Origin of the sequence: Massilia sp. UBA6681 (assembly GCF_002454935.1) — a bacterium.
Classification (GTDB): domain Bacteria; phylum Pseudomonadota; class Gammaproteobacteria; order Burkholderiales; family Burkholderiaceae_D; genus Telluria; species Telluria varians.
Window position 1 is genome coordinate 1 of the sequence record NZ_DKJX01000011.1, and the last position, 17,079, is coordinate 17,079.

12 protein-coding genes and 1 pseudogene are annotated in these 17,079 nt (G+C 65.3%); 7 read left to right on the plus strand and 6 right to left on the minus strand.

Annotated features, from left to right (window positions below; translation table 11 throughout):
- Positions 1-105: 105 nt before the first annotated feature.
- The 3 genes from fusA to rpsL all read right to left on the minus strand — a co-directional run bounded on the left by fusA (position 106) and on the right by rpsL (position 3,322).
- Positions 106-2,211: an elongation factor G gene (gene fusA / locus B2R83_RS01570; protein ID WP_209589795.1), complete on the minus strand. Its 2,106-nt coding sequence runs from the start codon at positions 2,209-2,211 to the stop codon at positions 106-108.
- Positions 2,212-2,328: 117 nt separating this feature from the next.
- Positions 2,329-2,799: a 30S ribosomal protein S7 gene (gene rpsG, locus B2R83_RS01575; RefSeq protein WP_027867277.1), complete on the minus strand. Its 471-nt coding sequence runs from the start codon at positions 2,797-2,799 to the stop codon at positions 2,329-2,331.
- Between the two features lie 136 nt (positions 2,800-2,935).
- Positions 2,936-3,322 (minus strand): 30S ribosomal protein S12, encoded by a 387-nt coding sequence (rpsL, locus tag B2R83_RS01580; protein WP_027867278.1) that lies wholly within the window; start codon positions 3,320-3,322, stop codon positions 2,936-2,938.
- 363 nt (positions 3,323-3,685) lie between these two features.
- Here rpsL and B2R83_RS01585 point away from each other — a divergent pair, with 363 nt between their 5' ends.
- Positions 3,686-5,464: a phosphoethanolamine transferase gene (locus B2R83_RS01585; protein ID WP_292037929.1), complete on the plus strand. Its 1,779-nt coding sequence runs from the start codon at positions 3,686-3,688 to the stop codon at positions 5,462-5,464.
- Between the two features lie 216 nt (positions 5,465-5,680).
- Here B2R83_RS01585 and B2R83_RS23885 read toward each other — a convergent pair.
- The 3 genes and pseudogenes from B2R83_RS23885 to B2R83_RS01600 all read right to left on the minus strand — a co-directional run.
- Positions 5,681-6,322, minus strand: a pseudogene (locus tag B2R83_RS23885) (MutS-related protein); the annotation flags it as partial.
- Between the two features lie 147 nt (positions 6,323-6,469).
- Complete coding sequence (locus B2R83_RS01595) at positions 6,470-7,036, minus strand: hypothetical protein (RefSeq protein ID WP_292037932.1); 567 nt, start codon at positions 7,034-7,036, stop codon at positions 6,470-6,472.
- Positions 7,037-7,071: 35 nt separating this feature from the next.
- Positions 7,072-7,965, minus strand: coding sequence for a LysR family transcriptional regulator (locus tag B2R83_RS01600; protein WP_292037933.1), 894 nt, complete (start codon positions 7,963-7,965; stop codon positions 7,072-7,074).
- A gap of 99 nt (positions 7,966-8,064) precedes the next feature.
- On the opposite strand from B2R83_RS01600, the gene metE reads away from it, so the two are divergent.
- From metE to B2R83_RS01630, 6 genes are all read left to right on the plus strand, one after another.
- Entirely contained in the window at positions 8,065-10,338 is a 2,274-nt protein-coding gene (gene metE, locus B2R83_RS01605) for a 5-methyltetrahydropteroyltriglutamate--homocysteine S-methyltransferase (RefSeq protein ID WP_292037934.1), read from the plus strand.
- 136 nt (positions 10,339-10,474) lie between these two features.
- Positions 10,475-12,250, plus strand: coding sequence for a YbhB/YbcL family Raf kinase inhibitor-like protein (locus B2R83_RS01610; RefSeq protein WP_292037935.1), 1,776 nt, complete (start codon positions 10,475-10,477; stop codon positions 12,248-12,250).
- 229 nt (positions 12,251-12,479) lie between these two features.
- Positions 12,480-13,748, plus strand: coding sequence for an efflux RND transporter periplasmic adaptor subunit (locus tag B2R83_RS01615; RefSeq protein WP_292037936.1), 1,269 nt, complete (start codon positions 12,480-12,482; stop codon positions 13,746-13,748).
- Between the two features lie 29 nt (positions 13,749-13,777).
- Complete coding sequence (locus tag B2R83_RS01620; RefSeq protein WP_036209021.1) at positions 13,778-14,488, plus strand: ABC transporter ATP-binding protein; 711 nt, start codon at positions 13,778-13,780, stop codon at positions 14,486-14,488.
- A gap of 13 nt (positions 14,489-14,501) precedes the next feature.
- Positions 14,502-15,812, plus strand: coding sequence for an ABC transporter permease (locus B2R83_RS01625; protein WP_292037938.1), 1,311 nt, complete (start codon positions 14,502-14,504; stop codon positions 15,810-15,812).
- 25 nt (positions 15,813-15,837) lie between these two features.
- Complete coding sequence (locus B2R83_RS01630) at positions 15,838-17,070, plus strand: ABC transporter permease (protein WP_292037939.1); 1,233 nt, start codon at positions 15,838-15,840, stop codon at positions 17,068-17,070.
- Positions 17,071-17,079: the final 9 nt, after the last annotated feature.

The following is a 17,079-nucleotide window of genomic DNA, read 5'->3' on the forward strand; positions in this document are numbered from 1 at the left end:
CGAATTTTTCCTTTGCCATTTCCTATCTTCCTTTAAAAGAAACGTATTGTTTTTTAGCTGTTGTTGGGGACAGGTTCTCGTGAAACCCGTCCCCGGTTTTTTTTATTACTTGGCTTTCGCGGTCACGATAGCGTCGATCACGTGCTTCGGAGCTTCCGAATAGTGCTTGAACTCCATCGTGTAGGTCGCACGGCCCTGGGTTGCCGAACGCAGCGAGGTCGAGTAACCGAACATTTCCGACAGCGGGACTTCGGCCTTGATGATCTTGCCGCCGCCGCCCGGGATTTCGTCCATGCCCTGCACCATACCGCGGCGGGACGACAGGTCGCCCATCACGGAACCGGCGTAGTCTTCAGGCGTTTCCACTTCCACGGCCATCATCGGCTCGAGGATGACCGGGTTCGCCTTGCGGCAGCCGTCCTTGAACGCCATCGAGCCCGCCATGCGGAACGCGTTTTCGTTCGAGTCGACGTCGTGGTACGAACCGAAGGTCAGGGTGACTTTGACGTCAACGACCGGGTAGCCAGCCAGCACGCCGCTGGTCAGGGTCTCGCGAACACCCTTCTCGACTGCCGGGATGTATTCGCGTGGAACCACGCCGCCCTTGATGGCGTCGATGAACTCGAAGCCCTTGCCCGGCTCTTGCGGTTCGATGGTCAGGACTGCGTGACCGTACTGGCCGCGGCCGCCCGACTGCTTGACGAACTTGCCTTCGACGTCGGTGACTGCCTTGCGGATGGTTTCGCGGTACGCAACCTGCGGCTTGCCGACGGTTGCTTCCACGTTGAACTCACGCTTCATGCGGTCAACGATAATTTCCAGGTGCAGCTCGCCCATACCACCGATGATGGTCTGGCCCGACTCTTCGTCGGTACGCACGCGGAACGACGGGTCTTCCTGAGCCAGACGGTTCAGTGCCAGGCCCATCTTTTCCTGGTCAGCCTTGGTCTTCGGCTCGACTGCCTGCTGGATGACCGGCTCCGGGAACACCATCTTCTCGAGGATGATCGGTGCCGACGGATCGCACAGGGTCTCGCCGGTGGTTGCTTCTTTCAGGCCGACTGCTGCGGCGATGTCGCCTGCGCGGACTTCCTTGATCTCTTCGCGCTGGTTGGCGTGCATCTGCAGAATACGACCCAGGCGTTCCTTCTTGCCCTTGATCGGGTTGTAGACGGTATCGCCCGAATTCACGACGCCCGAGTACACGCGGAAGAAGATCAGCTGGCCGACGAACGGGTCGGTCATGATCTTGAATGCCAGCGCAGCGAACTTCTCGCTGTCGTCGGCCTTACGCGAGGTCGGCTGCTCTTCTTCGTCGGTACCTGCGACCGGCGGGATGTCCACTGGCGACGGCAGGTATTCGATGACCGCGTCCAGCATTGCCTGCACGCCCTTGTTCTTGAATGCGGTGCCGCACATCATCGGGACGATTTCGCCGGCGATGGTACGTTGGCGCAGCGCCTTCTTGATCTCGGCTTCCGACAGTTCGCCCTCTTCGAGGTACTTGTTCATCAGCTCTTCCGACGCTTCAGCGGCGGTTTCGACCAGCTTCTCGCGCCACTCGTTGCAGGTGTCGAGCAGTTCGGCCGGCACGTCGACGTATTCGAACTTCATGCCCTGCGAAGCGTCATCCCACAGGATGGCCTTCATCTTGACCAGGTCGACCACGCCCTTGAAGTTGTCTTCGGCGCCGATAGGCACTTGCAGCGGGATCGGGTTGGCCTTCAGGCGGGCGCGCATCTGCTCGTACACCTTGAAGAAGTTTGCACCGGTACGGTCCATCTTGTTGACGAAGGCCAGACGCGGAACCTTGTACTTGTTAGCCTGACGCCACACGGTTTCCGACTGCGGCTGCACGCCGCCGACTGCGCAGTAAACCATGCAGGCGCCGTCCAGCACGCGCATCGAACGCTCCACCTCGATGGTGAAGTCGACGTGGCCCGGGGTGTCGATGATGTTGAAGCGGTGCGGCTCGAAGTTGCTGGCCATACCTTTCCAGAAGCAGGTCGTCGCTGCCGAGGTAATGGTGATGCCGCGCTCTTGCTCCTGCTCCATCCAGTCCATGGTGGCGGCGCCGTCGTGCACCTCGCCCAGCTTGTGGTTCACACCCGTGTAGAACAGGATGCGCTCGGTGGTCGTGGTCTTGCCGGCGTCGATGTGAGCGGAAATACCGATATTGCGGTAGCGCTCAATGGGGGTAGTGCGTGCCATAATTTTTCCTAAATCTTTGAATGGACAAAACCGGACGGCATTTTGACGATCAAAACGCGCCCGGCCTGAACAACAGATACTGCAGGCCGCACTCCCCGAAGGGGTTTGGCCATTTGCTTAGAAGCGGAAGTGCGAGAACGCCTTGTTCGCTTCTGCCATGCGGTGCACTTCGTCACGGCGCTTCATTGCGCCACCGCGCATTTCAGCCGCTTCCATCAGTTCACCACCCAGGCGTTGCGGCATGGATTTTTCGCTGCGCTTGTTTGCGGCTTCGCGCAACCAACGCATGGACAGCGCCATACGACGAACCGGACGAACTTCCACTGGCACCTGGTAGTTGGCGCCGCCGACACGGCGGGATTTCACCTCGACCATCGGCTTGCAGTTGTTGATCGCGGTCGTGAACACTTCCAGTGGGTCCTTGCCCGATTTTTGCTGGATGTGCTCGAACGCACCGTAGATGATGTTTTCAGCGACCGATTTCTTACCGGACAGCATCAGAACGTTGACGAACTTGGCGACATCGGTGTTGCCGAATTTTGGATCCGGCAGGATTTCGCGCTTGGGTACTTCACGACGACGTGGCATTTCAATTCCTTCCTATCTTCAGTTGAGTGCGGTGTCCGCACTCGCGAAAGACCCTCATGATCTTTCACTTACTCGGCCTTCCGGCCGGCTCAACTTAACTTTTTAATGTGACCTGTACGTGACAGGGTCCGCAGGATTACTTCTTGGCGCCGGCCTTGGCGCGCTTCGCACCGTACTTCGAGCGAGCCTGCTTACGGTCTTTCACGCCCTGGGTATCCAGTGCGCCGCGGACCATGTGGTAACGCACACCCGGCAAGTCTTTCACACGGCCGCCGCGGATCAGGACGACGCTGTGCTCTTGCAGGTTGTGGCCTTCACCGCCGATGTACGAAATGACTTCGAAACCGTTGGTCAGGCGAACTTTAGCGACCTTACGCAGTGCCGAGTTCGGCTTCTTCGGGGTCGTGGTGTAGACACGGGTGCAAACGCCGCGCTTCTGCGGGCAGTTTTCCAGTGCCGGGGACTTGCTCTTCACAACCGCGGCTTCACGCGGCTTGCGAATCAGTTGATTGATGGTTGGCATCGTTCAAAAATCCAACAAAGTTACTACGTTGATGACCCGGACCCTTGTTGCGCTTGTCCGGGGACTGAAACCTAGTCCCGGATTCGTGCTCACAGCAGAGGCGACGAAAGCCACTCACCGAAGGAGCGGCTGCGAATGCGTATACCATGTGCAGAATAAATCGAGAACTCGCGAGTATAGACCCGATGCGCAAGTGGGTCAACCGCTTTGCCGGCCGGTCGACCTGGCGGCGGGGTAAACCTGGGGTTTACCGTGGTGGATGTGGCAAGCCTGCTACAGAGCTGCTGTCAAGCTTGCGTCAAGGATAGTGTATTTCCGGCTATAAAGACAGGATAATAGCCGATTTGGCCCTCTTCCTGCCCGATGTCCCGCCTGCTTCGTCCCGCCAACCTGTACCTGCTGCTGAGCTACGCCCTGCTGTCGAGCATGCCTTTTGCGGCGAAGCTGCTGGACCTGCCGGGTGCGCAAGGCGGCAGCGACCCATGGCAGCTGCTGGGCGCCGGCGTGTTCGCCTGGATCGCCGCCTGGGCCCTGTGCAAGCGCCCGGCCTGGTTCCACTGGGCCCTGCTGCCGGCCTTCCTGGCCCTGCCGACCGAGCTCTACCTTCTTGTCTATTATGGACAGGGGATTTCGACGCACCACCTGGGCATCATCGCCGAGACCAGTCCCAGCGAGGCACTCGAGTTCCTGGGCGGGAAAGCCTGGCTGCTGGGCGCGGTGATCGTCGGCGTGCTGCTGTGGTTCGGCTCGACCTGGGCGGCAGCCTGGCGTACCCGCGACCTGGATTGGAACGACCGCTCGCGCTGGATCGTGCTGGCGGTGCTGGGCGCGGGCGCCGCGGTGCTGGCCTACGGGCAGAAATCCGGCTTCGCCCAGGCCGACGGGAAACACGCTGCCGCTACCGCGGGAAGCTGGCCGCCACTGCCCGCCTGGGCCAGGCCGCCGGTCGACCTGGCGCTGTTCGCCCAATCCTGGCCCTTCGGCCTGAGCGCGCGCGGCCTCGACTTCTATAAAGAGCGGGTCTACCTGGCCGAACTGAACCGGCGCAGCGCCGCCTTCCGCTTCGGGGCAAAGCAGATAGGCGACGGGCATGGGCCGCAGGTGCTCGTGGTGGTGCTGGGCGAATCCTCGCGCTACGACCGCTGGAGCCTGAACGGCTACGCACGCGAGACCAATCCCTTGCTGGCGCAGGAAGAAAACCTGGTCATGCTGAAGGACGTGATCACGCCGGTATCGGCCACCCGCCTGTCGATTCCGGTGATCATTTCGCGCAAACCTGCGATGCAGAGCCTGAAGGATGGCTTCTCCGAAAAATCCTTCCTGTCGGCCTTCAAGGAGGCCGGCTTCAAGACCTTCTGGATCTCGAACCAGGTCTCGTTCGGCAAGTTCGACACGCCGGTGTCGGTGTTCGCGAAAGAAGCGGACGACGTCCAGTTCCTGAACCTGGGCAGCGTGTCCGACGCCTCCAACCACGACGCGGTACTGCTCGCGCCCTTGCGGCGCGCCATCATTGATCCGGCGCAGAAGGTGCTGGTGGTGCTGCACACGCTGGGCAGCCACTGGAACTACGCGCACCGCTACCCGCAGGAGTTCGACCGCTGGCAGCCCTCGCTGAAGTCGATCGAGAAGCCCGACTACACCAATCCGCGCATCGAGCCGCAGATGAACAACAGCTATGACAGCGCCATCCTGTATACCGACTGGTTCCTGTCGAACGTGATCGGGGTGCTGAAGGAAACCGGCCTGCCCGCCTCGCTGCTGTACGTGGCCGACCACGGCCAGACCCTGTACGACAAGTCATGCAAGATCGCCTTCCACGGCCATAACACGCAGTACGAATTCCACGTGCCGGCCTTCGTCTGGTATTCGGGCAGCTACGGCGAGCGCTTCCCGGCCAAGGTCGCGCAACTGAAGCGCCATCAGAAGGCGAAGCTCTCGACCGAGAACATGTTCCACACGGTGCTCGACATGGCCGACATCCGCTACCCCGGCGAAAGCCTGGAACGGAGTTTCGTCAATCCGGCCTTCAAGCGCCACAAGCGCTACGTCGACAGCTACGGCTGGACCGACTACGACGACGCCACCATGCGCGGCGACTGCCGCGAGGTGATTGCGAAGGGCAAGCCGCTCAAGCGCAACTGAGGCGGGCGGCCGCTTTTCCTCGGACTCGGTCAGGTGTGCGCTGAGCCAGCGCGCCACCTCGGCGGCACGACCTTCGATCCGCTCCCCGAAACCCTGCGTGGCCAGCAGCGCAATGCCGTTCGGGTTGCGCAGCACGCCCGGCAACAGGACCGGCCGGCCACTGGCGGTATCGATGCGGTACGGTTCCAGCTTGCCCGCGAGGATACGCGCCAGCACCAGGTTGTGCGAGGACACCAGCACCAGGTCGCGCTCGCACAGGCTTTCCAGCACCGCGGCTGCGGCCGACACCGATTCCAGGTGGTTGGTGCCGCGGAAGACCTCGTCGACCAGGCAGATGCCCGCCGGCTCCCCGCTCGCATCCAGCAGTTCGCGCGCGCGGCGCAGTTCCGACATATAAAGACTCTCGCCGCCCAGCAGCGAATCCTCGTTCTGCATGCTGGCGCGCACCGGCACGGCCGGCAGGCGCGCCTGCTGCGCGTAGCAGAAGCCGAAGGCGCGCGCCGCCACCAGGTTCAGGCCCACCATGCGCAGGAAGGTGCTCTTTCCCGAGGCGTTCTGGCCCGAGATGAAGGCGCCCTGCCCGTCCAGGCTGACGGACAGCGGGACCGGCATCTCCATCAGCGGGTGCACGCCGCCCTGCAGGTCCAGCGTGCGCGCGGCGCTGCGTTCGGCCCAGCACCAGTGCTGCTGGCGGCGCAGGTGGCGTGCCAGCGCGACGTCGGCCTCGAGCTCCGCGCTGCGCAGGTAGCAGGCGCGCAGGAAGTCGCGCGCACCGTACACCGCGCGGATGGTCTTCCAGTAGCGGCGGATGTTGTAGGCGGCGAACCAGTCCATGTAGGCCTCGCCGCCCGGGATCATGCGCAGCAGCAGCGGGCGCCCGAGGCGCCCGTGCAGGCGGGCCGCCGTGGCGCGCTCCTCGACGAAAGGCTCCAGCAACGGGCCGCCGAGTTGCGCCAGTGTCTGGCTGGCGGCCAGCAGCGCGTTCAGTCTGTCCAGCGTGTTCTTTCACAGCTCGAGGCGGCGGTGGTAGCTGATCTGCAGCGCCATCAGCGGCGCCACCGCGGCCAGGGTCGCGATCCAGCCGAGCGGCTGCGTGACGAGCAGGCCCAAGGACATCACCAGCAGCAGCGGCAGCACCCAGATGAATCCGGCCCAGGCGGGCGCTTGCGGCGCCTCGCCCTCGAACAGCAGGCCGGCGACCTCGGTCTCGGCGTAGCGCAGCGGGCGCAGCGCCAGGTTCAAGGCGTCGAGGCGCGCCGGATCGGCCAGCAGGCCGCGCAGGCGCTCTCCCAGCACGGCGCAGCCGGCATCGTCCAGGCCCGCACGCAGGTGGCGGTGCAGCACCTGGCGGCCGAAGATGCTGGTGCCTTGTGCGAGTTGCTCTTCGTAGGCCGGGAGCAGCAGATCATGCCAGGTCTGCTCGTCGAGCGCCGTGCGGGCGTCGAGGGTGATGCGGTGCAGGCGACCGGTTTCTTCGGGAGTGAAGAAGTGCGAAGGCGGCTCGCGCTCGGCGTCGCGTTTGACAACATGGCGGAAGAGGCGCTGCAGGCGTGCGAGTTCGGATCGGATCATGCCGCGATCCTAGCAGCGCGCCGGCGCCTCAAATCTCAAGCATTGTCACCGAGGCCGGCCGCCATGGCGATAAAGGCGTCGAGGTAGCCGATCGCGGCGTCGTCCTCGCGCGTGCCGAGGAAGATCTGCTTCGGGATGCCGTTCGGGCCGAGACGCACCGGCACCACCGGCATGCGCGCGGAGTATTCCTCGACCAGCCAGCGCGGCAGCGCCGCCACGCCGCGGCCGCTGGCGACCATCTGCAGCAGGATGTCGGTGGTCTCGATGGTCTTGCGCTGGCGCGGGGCACAGCCGGCCGGCAGGAAGAACTGGTTGTAGATGTCGAGGCGGTCGATGTCGACCGGGTAGGTGATCAGGACCTCGTCGGCCAGGTCGCAAGGCTCCACGAAGGCGCGGCCGGCCAGCGGGTGGTCTTTCGCCAGCACCAGCACCTGCTCGTAGTCGAACACCGGCACGAAGCGCAGACCCGGCTTGAACAGCGGATCGGGCGTGACCAGCACGTCGATCTCCCATCCCTCGATGGCCTTGATGCCGCCAAACTGGAAGCGCTGCTTGACGTCGACGTCGACGTCCGGCCAGGCCGCCAGGTAAGGCGCCACCACCTTCAGGAGCCAGGCATAGCAGGGCGCGCACTCCATCCCGATGCGCAGGGTGCCGCGCTGGCCCTCGGCATACTGCGCCATCAGGCGCTCGGCGTGTTCGAGCTGGGGCAGCAGGCGATTGGCCAGGCCCTGCAGGTAGAGGCCGGCCTGGGTCGGGCGCAGGCTGCGGCCGTCGCGGGTCCAGACCTCGACCCCGAGCTGCCCCTCCAGCTTGCGGATCGCGTGGCTGAGCGCCGATTGGGTCAGGTGCAGGCTCTCGGCGGCGGCCGTCAGCGAGCCGCGCTGCTCGACTGCGCGCAGGATCATCAGGTGGATACGTTCCAGCATGGATACATGAATGAATTTGATCGATATATGAAATCATATCAATTTTATTCATGAGTTGTCCGTCCTATCATGGCTGCGACCATCAACAGGACGCATACCATGACCATCACCCACAACCTCGGCTTTCCCCGCATCGGCGCCCGCCGCGAACTGAAATTCGCCCTCGAGCGCCACTGGAAGGAAGCTACTGCACCCGCCGAACTGGAAATAGAGGCCGCCCAGCTGCGCGCCCGCCACTGGGCCCGGCAATCCGCGCTCGACCTGGCCCCGGTTGGCGACTTCTCGCTCTACGACCACGTGCTCGACATGAGTTTCACGCTCGGGAACGTGCCGCAGCGCGCCCATGCCCACCACAGCGACGCGCTGGACGCCTACTTCCGCGTGGCCCGCGGCCGCGCCTTGCACGCCGACTGCGGCTGCACCCACGCCGGCGAAATGACCAAGTGGTTCGACACCAACTACCACTACATCGTCCCCGAATTCGACGCCTTCACGACGTTTACACTGGACACCTCGCGCTTGCGGCAGCAGTTGCAGGAAGCGTTCGACGCCGGCGTGCGCGCCAAGCCGGTGATACTCGGCCCCCTCACCTACCTCTGGCTCGGCAAGTCCCACGACGACAGCGACCGCCTGGCGCTGCTGCCCGCCCTGCTGCCGGTGTACGCGGAACTGCTCGACTGGCTGGCGCAGACCGGCGTCGAATGGGTACAGGTCGACGAGCCGGCGCTGGTCACCGACCTCGACGCGCGCTGGCGCCAGGCCTATGCGGACGCCTACACGGCGCTGCGCGGCCACGGCCCGAAACTGCTGCTGGCCACCTACTTCGGCCGCCTGGAGGACAACCTGCCGCTCGCCTGCAGCCTGCCGGTTGCCGGCCTGCACCTGGACGCCATCAACGCGCGCGACGAGATCGAGCCGGCGATCGCCCTGCTGGGCCCCGACAAAATCCTGTCGCTCGGCGTGGTCGACGGCCGCAACATCTGGAAGACCGACCTGCATGCGACCCTGGCCTGGCTGGAGCCGGTGCAGCGCCAGTTGCAGGCGCGCCTTTGGATCGCGCCGTCCTGCTCGCTGTTGCACGTGCCGGTCGACCTGGAACTCGAGACCGGCATGGACCCCGAGGTCCGTTCCTGGCTCGCATTCGCCGTGCAGAAACTGGACGAGCTGCGCCTGCTGCAAACCGCGCTCGACCACGGCCGTGTCGGCGTGCAGGACGCCTTGATCGCGAACGCCGCCACCATCGACCGCCGCCGTGCCTCTGCGCGCGTGCACAATGGCGAGGTGGCGCGGGCCGTCGCCGCCATTGCGCCGGCGCTGGGCCAGCGCATCAGCGCCCACGCCCAGCGCGCCACCGAGCAGGCCGCCGTACTGGCGCTGCCCGCCTACCCCACCACCACCATCGGCTCCTTTCCGCAGACGCCGGAGATCCGCCAGGCGCGCCGCCGCCACAAGCTGGGCGAACTCGACGACGCCGCCTACCGCGCTGCCATGCAGGCCGAGATCGCGCGCTGCGTGCAAGCCCAGGAAGCGCTGGGCCTGGACGTCCTCGTGCACGGCGAGGCCGAGCGTAACGACATGGTCGAGTACTTCGGCGAACAGCTTGATGGCTTCGCCTTCAGCGCCAACGGCTGGGTGCAGTCCTATGGCTCGCGCTGCGTGAAGCCGCCGATCCTGTACGGCGACGTGCAGCGCCCGCGTCCGATGACCGTGGAATGGACCTGCCATGCCCAGTCGCTGACGAACAAGCCGATGAAGGGCATGCTGACCGGCCCGGTCACGATGCTCAACTGGTCTTTCGTGCGCGACGACCAAGCGCGCGCCGTCACCTGCCGCCAGCTGGCGCTGGCGATCCGCGCCGAGGTCCAGGACCTCGAACGGGCCGGCGTGCGCATCATCCAGATCGACGAGGCCGCGCTGCGCGAAGGCCTGCCGCTGCGCCGCGCCGGCTGGCCCGGCTACCTGGACTGGGCGGTCGAGGCGTTCCGCATCGCCGCCAACGGCGTGCGCGACGCCACCCAGATCCACACCCATATGTGCTATTCGGAGTTCAACGACATCATCGCCGCCATCGCCGCCATGGACGCCGACGTGATCACCATCGAGACCTCGCGCTCCAATATGGAACTGCTCGGCGCCTTCGACGACTTCCGCTACCCGAACGGCATCGGCCCCGGCGTCTACGACATCCATTCGCCCAACGTCCCGAGTCGCGAGCAGATCGTCGCGCTGATGCAGAAGGCCGCCGCGCGTATCCCGGCGGCGCAACTGTGGGTGAATCCGGACTGCGGCCTCAAGACGCGCAGCTGGGACGAGGTGCTGCCGGCGCTGGAGAACATGGTGGCGGCGGCGCGGACCCTGCGCGCCGCCGCCTAGCGTGCCTGTCCCGCCTGTTGTCCTGCGCTGTCCCGCCAACGCGACAGTCTGCGTACGTTCTCCCACATACCGTCGGTCGATACTCTGGCACGATTTTTTATCACATCCATACACGGTAACGAGGGAGAACCAGGGCATGAAACGCGTGACAGCAGCGGTGGTAATCGGCATGGCGACAGGCGCCGCCTGTGCCCAACAGGGTGACGGGACCCGCTTCTCGGCCCCGTCCAACGTCTTCAAGCCGGCCAAGGTCGAGGCCACTCCCGAGCGCATGCGCAGCATCAAGGCGCCGCAGGGCTTTACCGTCACCCCCTTCGCCACGGGCTTGAAGAACGCCCGCATCATCACGGTGGCGCCGAATGGCGACATCTACGTCAGCCGGCGCGACCAGGGCGACGTGTTGTTGCTGAAGGACACGAACGGCGACGGCAAGGCCGACGGCGCGCCGGTCGAGGTGGCCAACCGCGCCGGCGCGCACGGCATGGCGATCAAGGACAACAAGTTCTATCTCGTCACCGTCAAGGAACTGTTCGTGGCCGACATCAAGTCCGACGGCCGCCTGGGCGAGCTCAAACTGCTGGTGGGCGACCTGCCGGATTCCGGCCAGCACCCGAACCGTACCATCGCCTTCGGGCCAGACGGCATGTTGTATCTCACCGTGGGCAGCACCTGCAATACCTGCAACGAGAGCAATCCCGAGAACGCCACCATCCTGCGCGTCTCGCCGGACGGCCAGCAGCGCAGCATCTTCGCTTCGGGCCTGCGCAACACCATCGGCTTCGACTGGCATCCCCAGACCGGCGAGCTGTGGTCCTTCGATCACGGCATCGATTTCCTCGGCGACGAGCAGCAGCAGGAAGAGATCAACAAAATCGAGATGGGCAAGATGTACGGCTGGCCGCACGTCTACGGCGGCGGCGACATCTACCCGCAGAGCACCCCGGTGGGCGAGATCAAGAAAGAAGAATGGAAGGCGCGCAGCACCCCGATGGTGCTGGGCTACACCGCGCATGCGGCGCCGATGCAGATGGTGTTCGGCCACCGCGGCGGCTTTCCGGCCGAGTACAGCGGCGACGCCTTCGTGACCATGCGCGGCTCCTGGAACCGCGCCCAGGCGTCCGGCTACGAGATCGTGCGGGTGCGCTTCGCGGGCGGCCGGCCGACCGCCGTCGAACCCTTCGTCACCGGCTTCCTTACCGACGGCGGCAAGACCCACATCGCACGTCCGGTCGGCCTGGCCTGGGCCAAGGATGGTTCGCTCTTGATGGCAGATGACGGCAACGGCGTCATCTACCGCATCGCCCACAGCGCCGGCAAGCCCGGCAACTTGAGCGCGATGGCCCCAAGCGGCCCGATGCGCGACCAGGCCAACAAGGGCAATGGCGTGCCGCTCGCGAACAAGCGGCCCGAGACCCAGTCGACAGGCACGCTGTCGGTCAGCTCGACGAGCTTCAAGGCCGGCGGCGCGATGGACCAGAAATACAGCGAATACGCCGACGGCGTGTCGCCGGCCCTGGCGTGGAAGCCAGTACCGAATGCGAAGTCCTACGCCATCATCATGGAAGATCCGGACGCCAAACCGGTCACGCCCTTCGTGCACTGGCTGGCCTGGAACATCCCGGCGAACGTCACCAGCCTGCCCGAAGGCCTGCAGGAGCAGCCGCGCCTGACCGATCCGGAAGGCGTGCTGCAGGGCCGGAACACGCGCGGCTCGATGGGTTATTTTGGCCCCAAGCCGCCGGCGGGCGACAAGCCGCACCACTACCACTTCCAGGTGTATGCGCTCGATACCATGCTGGATGTGCCCTTCGGCGCCGACCGCGACCAGCTGCTGCAGGCGATGCAGGGGCACGTGATCGGCAAGGGCGAAGTCATGGGCACCTACGCCCAGAAGCAGAAGCCGCAGAAGTAAGGAAGCAAGCCAAGGAGCACCCCCAGGACGGGCGCGGATGCAGTCGGTTCGCGCCCGTCCGCTTTTGCACAATCGGACGCTCCTGTGTCCGGACGCTGTCCGCACCCTGTCATGACGGACACCGCGGACACCGGACGCGGCAGCAACCTTCCCTATAGAATCAATCACTTGCTTCATTGGCACGGATCGTGCATTGACAACGCCATCCAACGTTGTCACCCGAGATGCCATGATCCGCGATACATCAGAACAAGACGCTGTCCTCACCCCGGCCCCGGTCCACAAGCTCAAGCGCCGCGCGCTGTGGGTGGGCGGCGCCCTTGCCCTCCTCGCCGTCAGCGTCGCCGTGCTGGGCGCCTGGACCAGCAGCGAACACTCCGTCAGCGAAGCCCGCCTGCGCATCGCCGAAGTCACCCGCGGCACCCTGGTGCGCGACGCGTCGGTGAATGGCCGCATCGTGGCCGCCGTCAGCCCCACCCTGTATTCGACCGCCCCATCCACCGTCAACCTGAAGGTCGCCGCCGGCGACACCGTCAAGAAGGGCGACGTGCTGGCGGTGCTGGAGTCCCCGGACCTGACCGATGAACTCAAGCGCGAGACCTCGAGCTACGAGCAACTGAAGGCCGAGGTGGCGCGCCAGCAGATCCTGGCGCGCAAGCAGAAGCTGCTGGCCAAGCGCGAAGCAGACACCGCCGAGATCGATCGCCTGTCGGCCCAGCGCACCCTGGAGCGCTACGAGAGCGTGGCCCAGGTCGGCATCATCGCCAAGATCGACTACCAGAAGGCCAAGGATGCCCTGAACTCGGCCGAGATCCGCGCCAACCACGCCTCCCAGGCCGCCGCGCTCGAAGGCGACGACGTCCAGCTGGCCCTGAAAACCAAGATCAACGAGCTGGAACGCCAGCGCCTGTCGCTGGCCAATGCCCAGCGCCGCGTCGACGAGCTGACCGTGCGCGCGCCGGTGGACGGCTTCATCGGCACCCTCAACGTCCAGAACCGCATGGTGGTGGCCGCCAACGCCCCCCTGATGACCCTGGTCGACCTGTCGAAGCTCGAAGTCGAGGTCGAGGTGCCGGAAACCTATGTGGCCGACATCGGCCTGGGCATGAACGCCGAGATCACCCTGCCGTCGGGCAAGACCACCGGCAAGCTGTCCGCGCTGTCGCCGGAAGTGGTGCGCAATCAGGTGCTGGCGCGCGTGCGCTTCGACGGCGAGCAGCCGAAAGGCCTGCGCCAGAGCCAGCGCGTGACCGCCAGATTGCTGATCGAGGAGCGCCCCAACGTCCTGATGCTGCCGCGCGGCCCCTTCGTCGAAAGCGAAGGCGGACGCCATGCCTATGTGGTGCGGGACGGGATCGCCGTGCGCACCCCGATCCAGTTGGGCGCGACCAGCATTTCCGCCGTCGAGATCCTGTCGGGCCTGAAGCAGGGCGACAAGGTGGTCGTCGCCGGCACCGACACCTTCAATAACGCCGCGCGCGTCTCGATCAACCGCTGAACAAGACCAACACAAACTAGGAGAATCCCATGCTGCGCATGACCAACCTGAGCAAGGTGTACCGCACCCACATGATCGAGACCCACGCGCTGCGCGGTTTCGAGATCGAAGTCAAGCAGGGCGAATTCGTCACCGTGACCGGCCCCTCCGGTTCGGGCAAGACCAGCTTCCTGAACATCGCCGGCCTGCTGGAAGAATTTACCTCGGGCGAATACATCCTCGACGGCGTCAACGTGAAGGGCCTGGACGACAGCGCCCGCTCGCGCCTGCGCAACGAGAAGCTGGGCTTCATCTTCCAGGGCTTCAACCTGATCCCCGACCTGAACCTGTTCGACAACGTCGACGTGCCGCTGCGCTACCGCGGCTTCAACAAGACCGAACGCAAGGAACGCATCGAGGACGCGCTGGCCAAGGTCGGCCTGGCTTCGCGGATGAAGCACTTCCCGGCCGAGCTGTCCGGCGGCCAGCAGCAGCGCGTGGCGATCGCGCGCGCGCTGGCCGGCTCACCCAAGCTGCTGCTGGCCGACGAACCGACCGGTAACCTGGACACCCAGATGGCGCGCGGCGTGATGGAACTGCTGGAAGAGATCAACGCTGCCGGCACCACCATCCTGATGGTGACCCACGATCCGGAGCTGGCGGTGCGCACCCACCGCAACGTGCACATCATCGACGGCCAGGTCTCGGACCTGGTGCGCAAGGGCCCGACCCTGGTCGACAAGGCCGCCGTGACCGCATAAGGACGACCAGACCATGTTCTCCTACTACTTCAAGCTGGGCGTGCGCAGCCTGCGCCGCAACCCCGCCCTGACCGCCTTGATGGTGCTGACCCTGGCCATCGGCGTGGCCGCCAGCGTGTCCACGCTCACCATCCTGCACATGATGTCGGGCGACCCGATCCCCGCCAAGAGCGACCGCCTGTTGGTGCCGCACGTGGACAACGGCCCGGTCGAGGGCTGGGCGCCGAGCGACGGTCCCAACGACGACCAGCTGGGCTACATCGACGCCGCCAACTTCCTCAAGAGCGGCCAGGGCGAGCGCCGCACCGCCATGTACGGCGTCTACCAGCCGATCGAGCCGCCGCGCACCGACATCCCGGCCTTCACCGCCTCCGGCCTGGCCCCGACCCGCGACTTCTTCGCGATGTTCGATGTGCCCTTCCTGCACGGCCAAGCCTGGACCGAAGGCGACGATGCGCGTGGCGCCGACGTGGTGGTGCTGGGCCGCGCGACCGCCGAGAAGCTGTTCGGCGAGGCCAATCCGGTCGGCAAGCAGATCAGGATCGGCGGCTTCCCGTACACGGTGGTCGGCGTGCTGGACAAATGGAATCCGCTGCCGCGCTACTACAGGCTGATCGGCGGCAGCCGCTTCGGCAACTCGGAAGAATTCTTCATCCCCTTCTCGACCGCGCTGCGCCACGAAATGGGCCACAACGGCAGCATGAACTGCAGCGCCAACCGCGACCCGGGCTTCGCCAACCTCCTGACCTCGGAGTGCACCTGGATCCAGGCCTGGTTCGAAACCAGGAGCAGCAGCGACCGCGCCGAACTGCAGACCTGGCTCGACAACTATGCGAGCGAGCAGCGCAAGCTGGGCCGCCTGAAGCGCAATGCGCCGAACAAGCTGTACGACGTGATGGAATGGATGGAGCACATGAAGGTCGTCGGCAACGACAGCAAGCTGTCGGCCTGGCTGGCCTTCGGTTTCCTGATCCTGTGCCTGGTCAACACCGTCGGCCTGCTGCTGGCAAAGTTCTCGGTGCGCGCATCCGAGATCGGCGTGCGCCGCGCGCTCGGGGCTTCGCGCCGCGACGTGTTCCAGCAGTTCCTGATCGAGACCGGCGTGGTCGGCCTGGTTGGGGGTGTGCTCGGCCTGGTGCTGTCCTTCGGCGCGCTGGCCCTGATCGGCATGCAGAGCAAGGGCATGGCGGCGGTCGCCCGCATGGACTGGCAGATGCTGATGCTGACCTTCCTCATGTCCGTCACCGCGGCCATCGTTGCCGGCCTGCTGCCCACCTGGCGCGCCTGCCAGGTGACGCCGGCCATCCAGCTGAAATCGCAATAAGAACGAGAAAACGAGAGAGACCATCATGGAAATCAAGCCCATCCTGTCCGCGCTGATGCGCAACAAGACCGGTCCGATCCTGGTCGCGCTGCAGGTCGCGCTGAGCCTGGCGATCCTGGCCAACGCCCTGCATGTCGTCAACGAGCGCCGCGAAGTCGCGGCGCGTCCGAGCGGCCTGCTGGATGAAGCCGCGACCTTCTACTTCAATGTGCGCAACCTGAACAGCGACGGTCCCGAGCAGATGCTCGCCACCATGAAGCGCGAAGCCGATGTGCTGCGCGCGGTGCCGGGCGTGGTCTCGGTGGCGAACGTGTCCCAGATGCCGATCTCGGGCAGCGGCAGCAGCAACAGCGTCGCGCTCGACCGGCGCCAGGAACGCGAGAGCGCAATCGCCTCGATCTACATCTCGGGCGATTCGCTGGTCAAGACCTTCGGACTGAAGATCGTCGAAGGCCGCGACTTCCTGCCGCAGGAATCCGTGGACATCAACGAAAACGAGAACCGCGAATTGCCCAAGCAGCTGATCATTTCGAAAGCGCTGGCGGACAAGCTGTGGCCGGGGAGCTCGGCAATCGGCAAGACCCTGTACTTCGGCACCGGCGAAGACGCCCAAGGGACCGAGATCGTCGGCGTGGTCGAACGGCTGCAGTCGGCCCATGGCGACCTGGGCGAGCGCGGCGAGTGGTCCGCGATCACCCCGGCGCGCCTGTACGGCAATCCCGGCGCCCTGTATGCCGTCCGCGCCGAAGCGGGCCAGCGCGACCGCGTCATGAAGGAAGCGGAGGAAGCGCTGCGCAAGTCGTCGGCGACGCCGATGATCCTGGAAGTCAAGACGGTCACGGACGACCGCCAGAAGCGCTACCGCGGCGACGTCGCCCTGTCGTGGATGCTGATTACCGTCAGCGTGCTGCTGCTCCTGATTACCTGCTCGGGCATCGTCGGCATGGCCAGCCTGTGGGTCACCCAGCGTCGCAAGCAGATCGGCGTGCGCCGCGCCCTGGGTGCACGCAAGGTCGACATCCTGCGCTACTTCATCACCGAGAACGTTTTGATCACCAGCGCCGGCGTGTTCGGCGGCGTGCTGCTGGGCCTGGGCCTGAACCACCTCCTGGTGACCAGGCTGGAAATGGCGCGCCTCCCGGCCGAGTACCTGATCGGCGGCGCGATCGTGTTCTGGGCGCTGGGCATCCTGGCGGCCTACGGTCCGGCGTGGCGCGCGGCCAGCATTTCGCCGGCGACCGCCACCCGCAGTGCCTGATGGCAAACA

What these genes read in the sequence shown, in the direction of transcription:
- fusA (WP_209589795.1), bottom strand. Translation starts at nt 2,211, where the DNA reads ATGGCACGCACTACCCCCATTGAGCGCTACCGCAATATCGGTATTTCC.
- rpsG (WP_027867277.1), bottom strand. Translation starts at nt 2,799, where the DNA reads ATGCCACGTCGTCGTGAAGTACCCAAGCGCGAAATCCTGCCGGATCCA.
- rpsL (WP_027867278.1), bottom strand. Translation starts at nt 3,322, where the DNA reads ATGCCAACCATCAATCAACTGATTCGCAAGCCGCGTGAAGCCGCGGTT.
- B2R83_RS01585 (WP_292037929.1), top strand. Translation starts at nt 3,686, where the DNA reads ATGTCCCGCCTGCTTCGTCCCGCCAACCTGTACCTGCTGCTGAGCTAC.
- B2R83_RS01595 (WP_292037932.1), bottom strand. Translation starts at nt 7,036, where the DNA reads ATGATCCGATCCGAACTCGCACGCCTGCAGCGCCTCTTCCGCCATGTT.
- B2R83_RS01600 (WP_292037933.1), bottom strand. Translation starts at nt 7,965, where the DNA reads ATGCTGGAACGTATCCACCTGATGATCCTGCGCGCAGTCGAGCAGCGC.
- metE (WP_292037934.1), top strand. Translation starts at nt 8,065, where the DNA reads ATGACCATCACCCACAACCTCGGCTTTCCCCGCATCGGCGCCCGCCGC.
- B2R83_RS01610 (WP_292037935.1), top strand. Translation starts at nt 10,475, where the DNA reads ATGAAACGCGTGACAGCAGCGGTGGTAATCGGCATGGCGACAGGCGCC.
- B2R83_RS01615 (WP_292037936.1), top strand. Translation starts at nt 12,480, where the DNA reads ATGATCCGCGATACATCAGAACAAGACGCTGTCCTCACCCCGGCCCCG.
- B2R83_RS01620 (WP_036209021.1), top strand. Translation starts at nt 13,778, where the DNA reads ATGCTGCGCATGACCAACCTGAGCAAGGTGTACCGCACCCACATGATC.
- B2R83_RS01625 (WP_292037938.1), top strand. Translation starts at nt 14,502, where the DNA reads ATGTTCTCCTACTACTTCAAGCTGGGCGTGCGCAGCCTGCGCCGCAAC.
- B2R83_RS01630 (WP_292037939.1), top strand. Translation starts at nt 15,838, where the DNA reads ATGGAAATCAAGCCCATCCTGTCCGCGCTGATGCGCAACAAGACCGGT.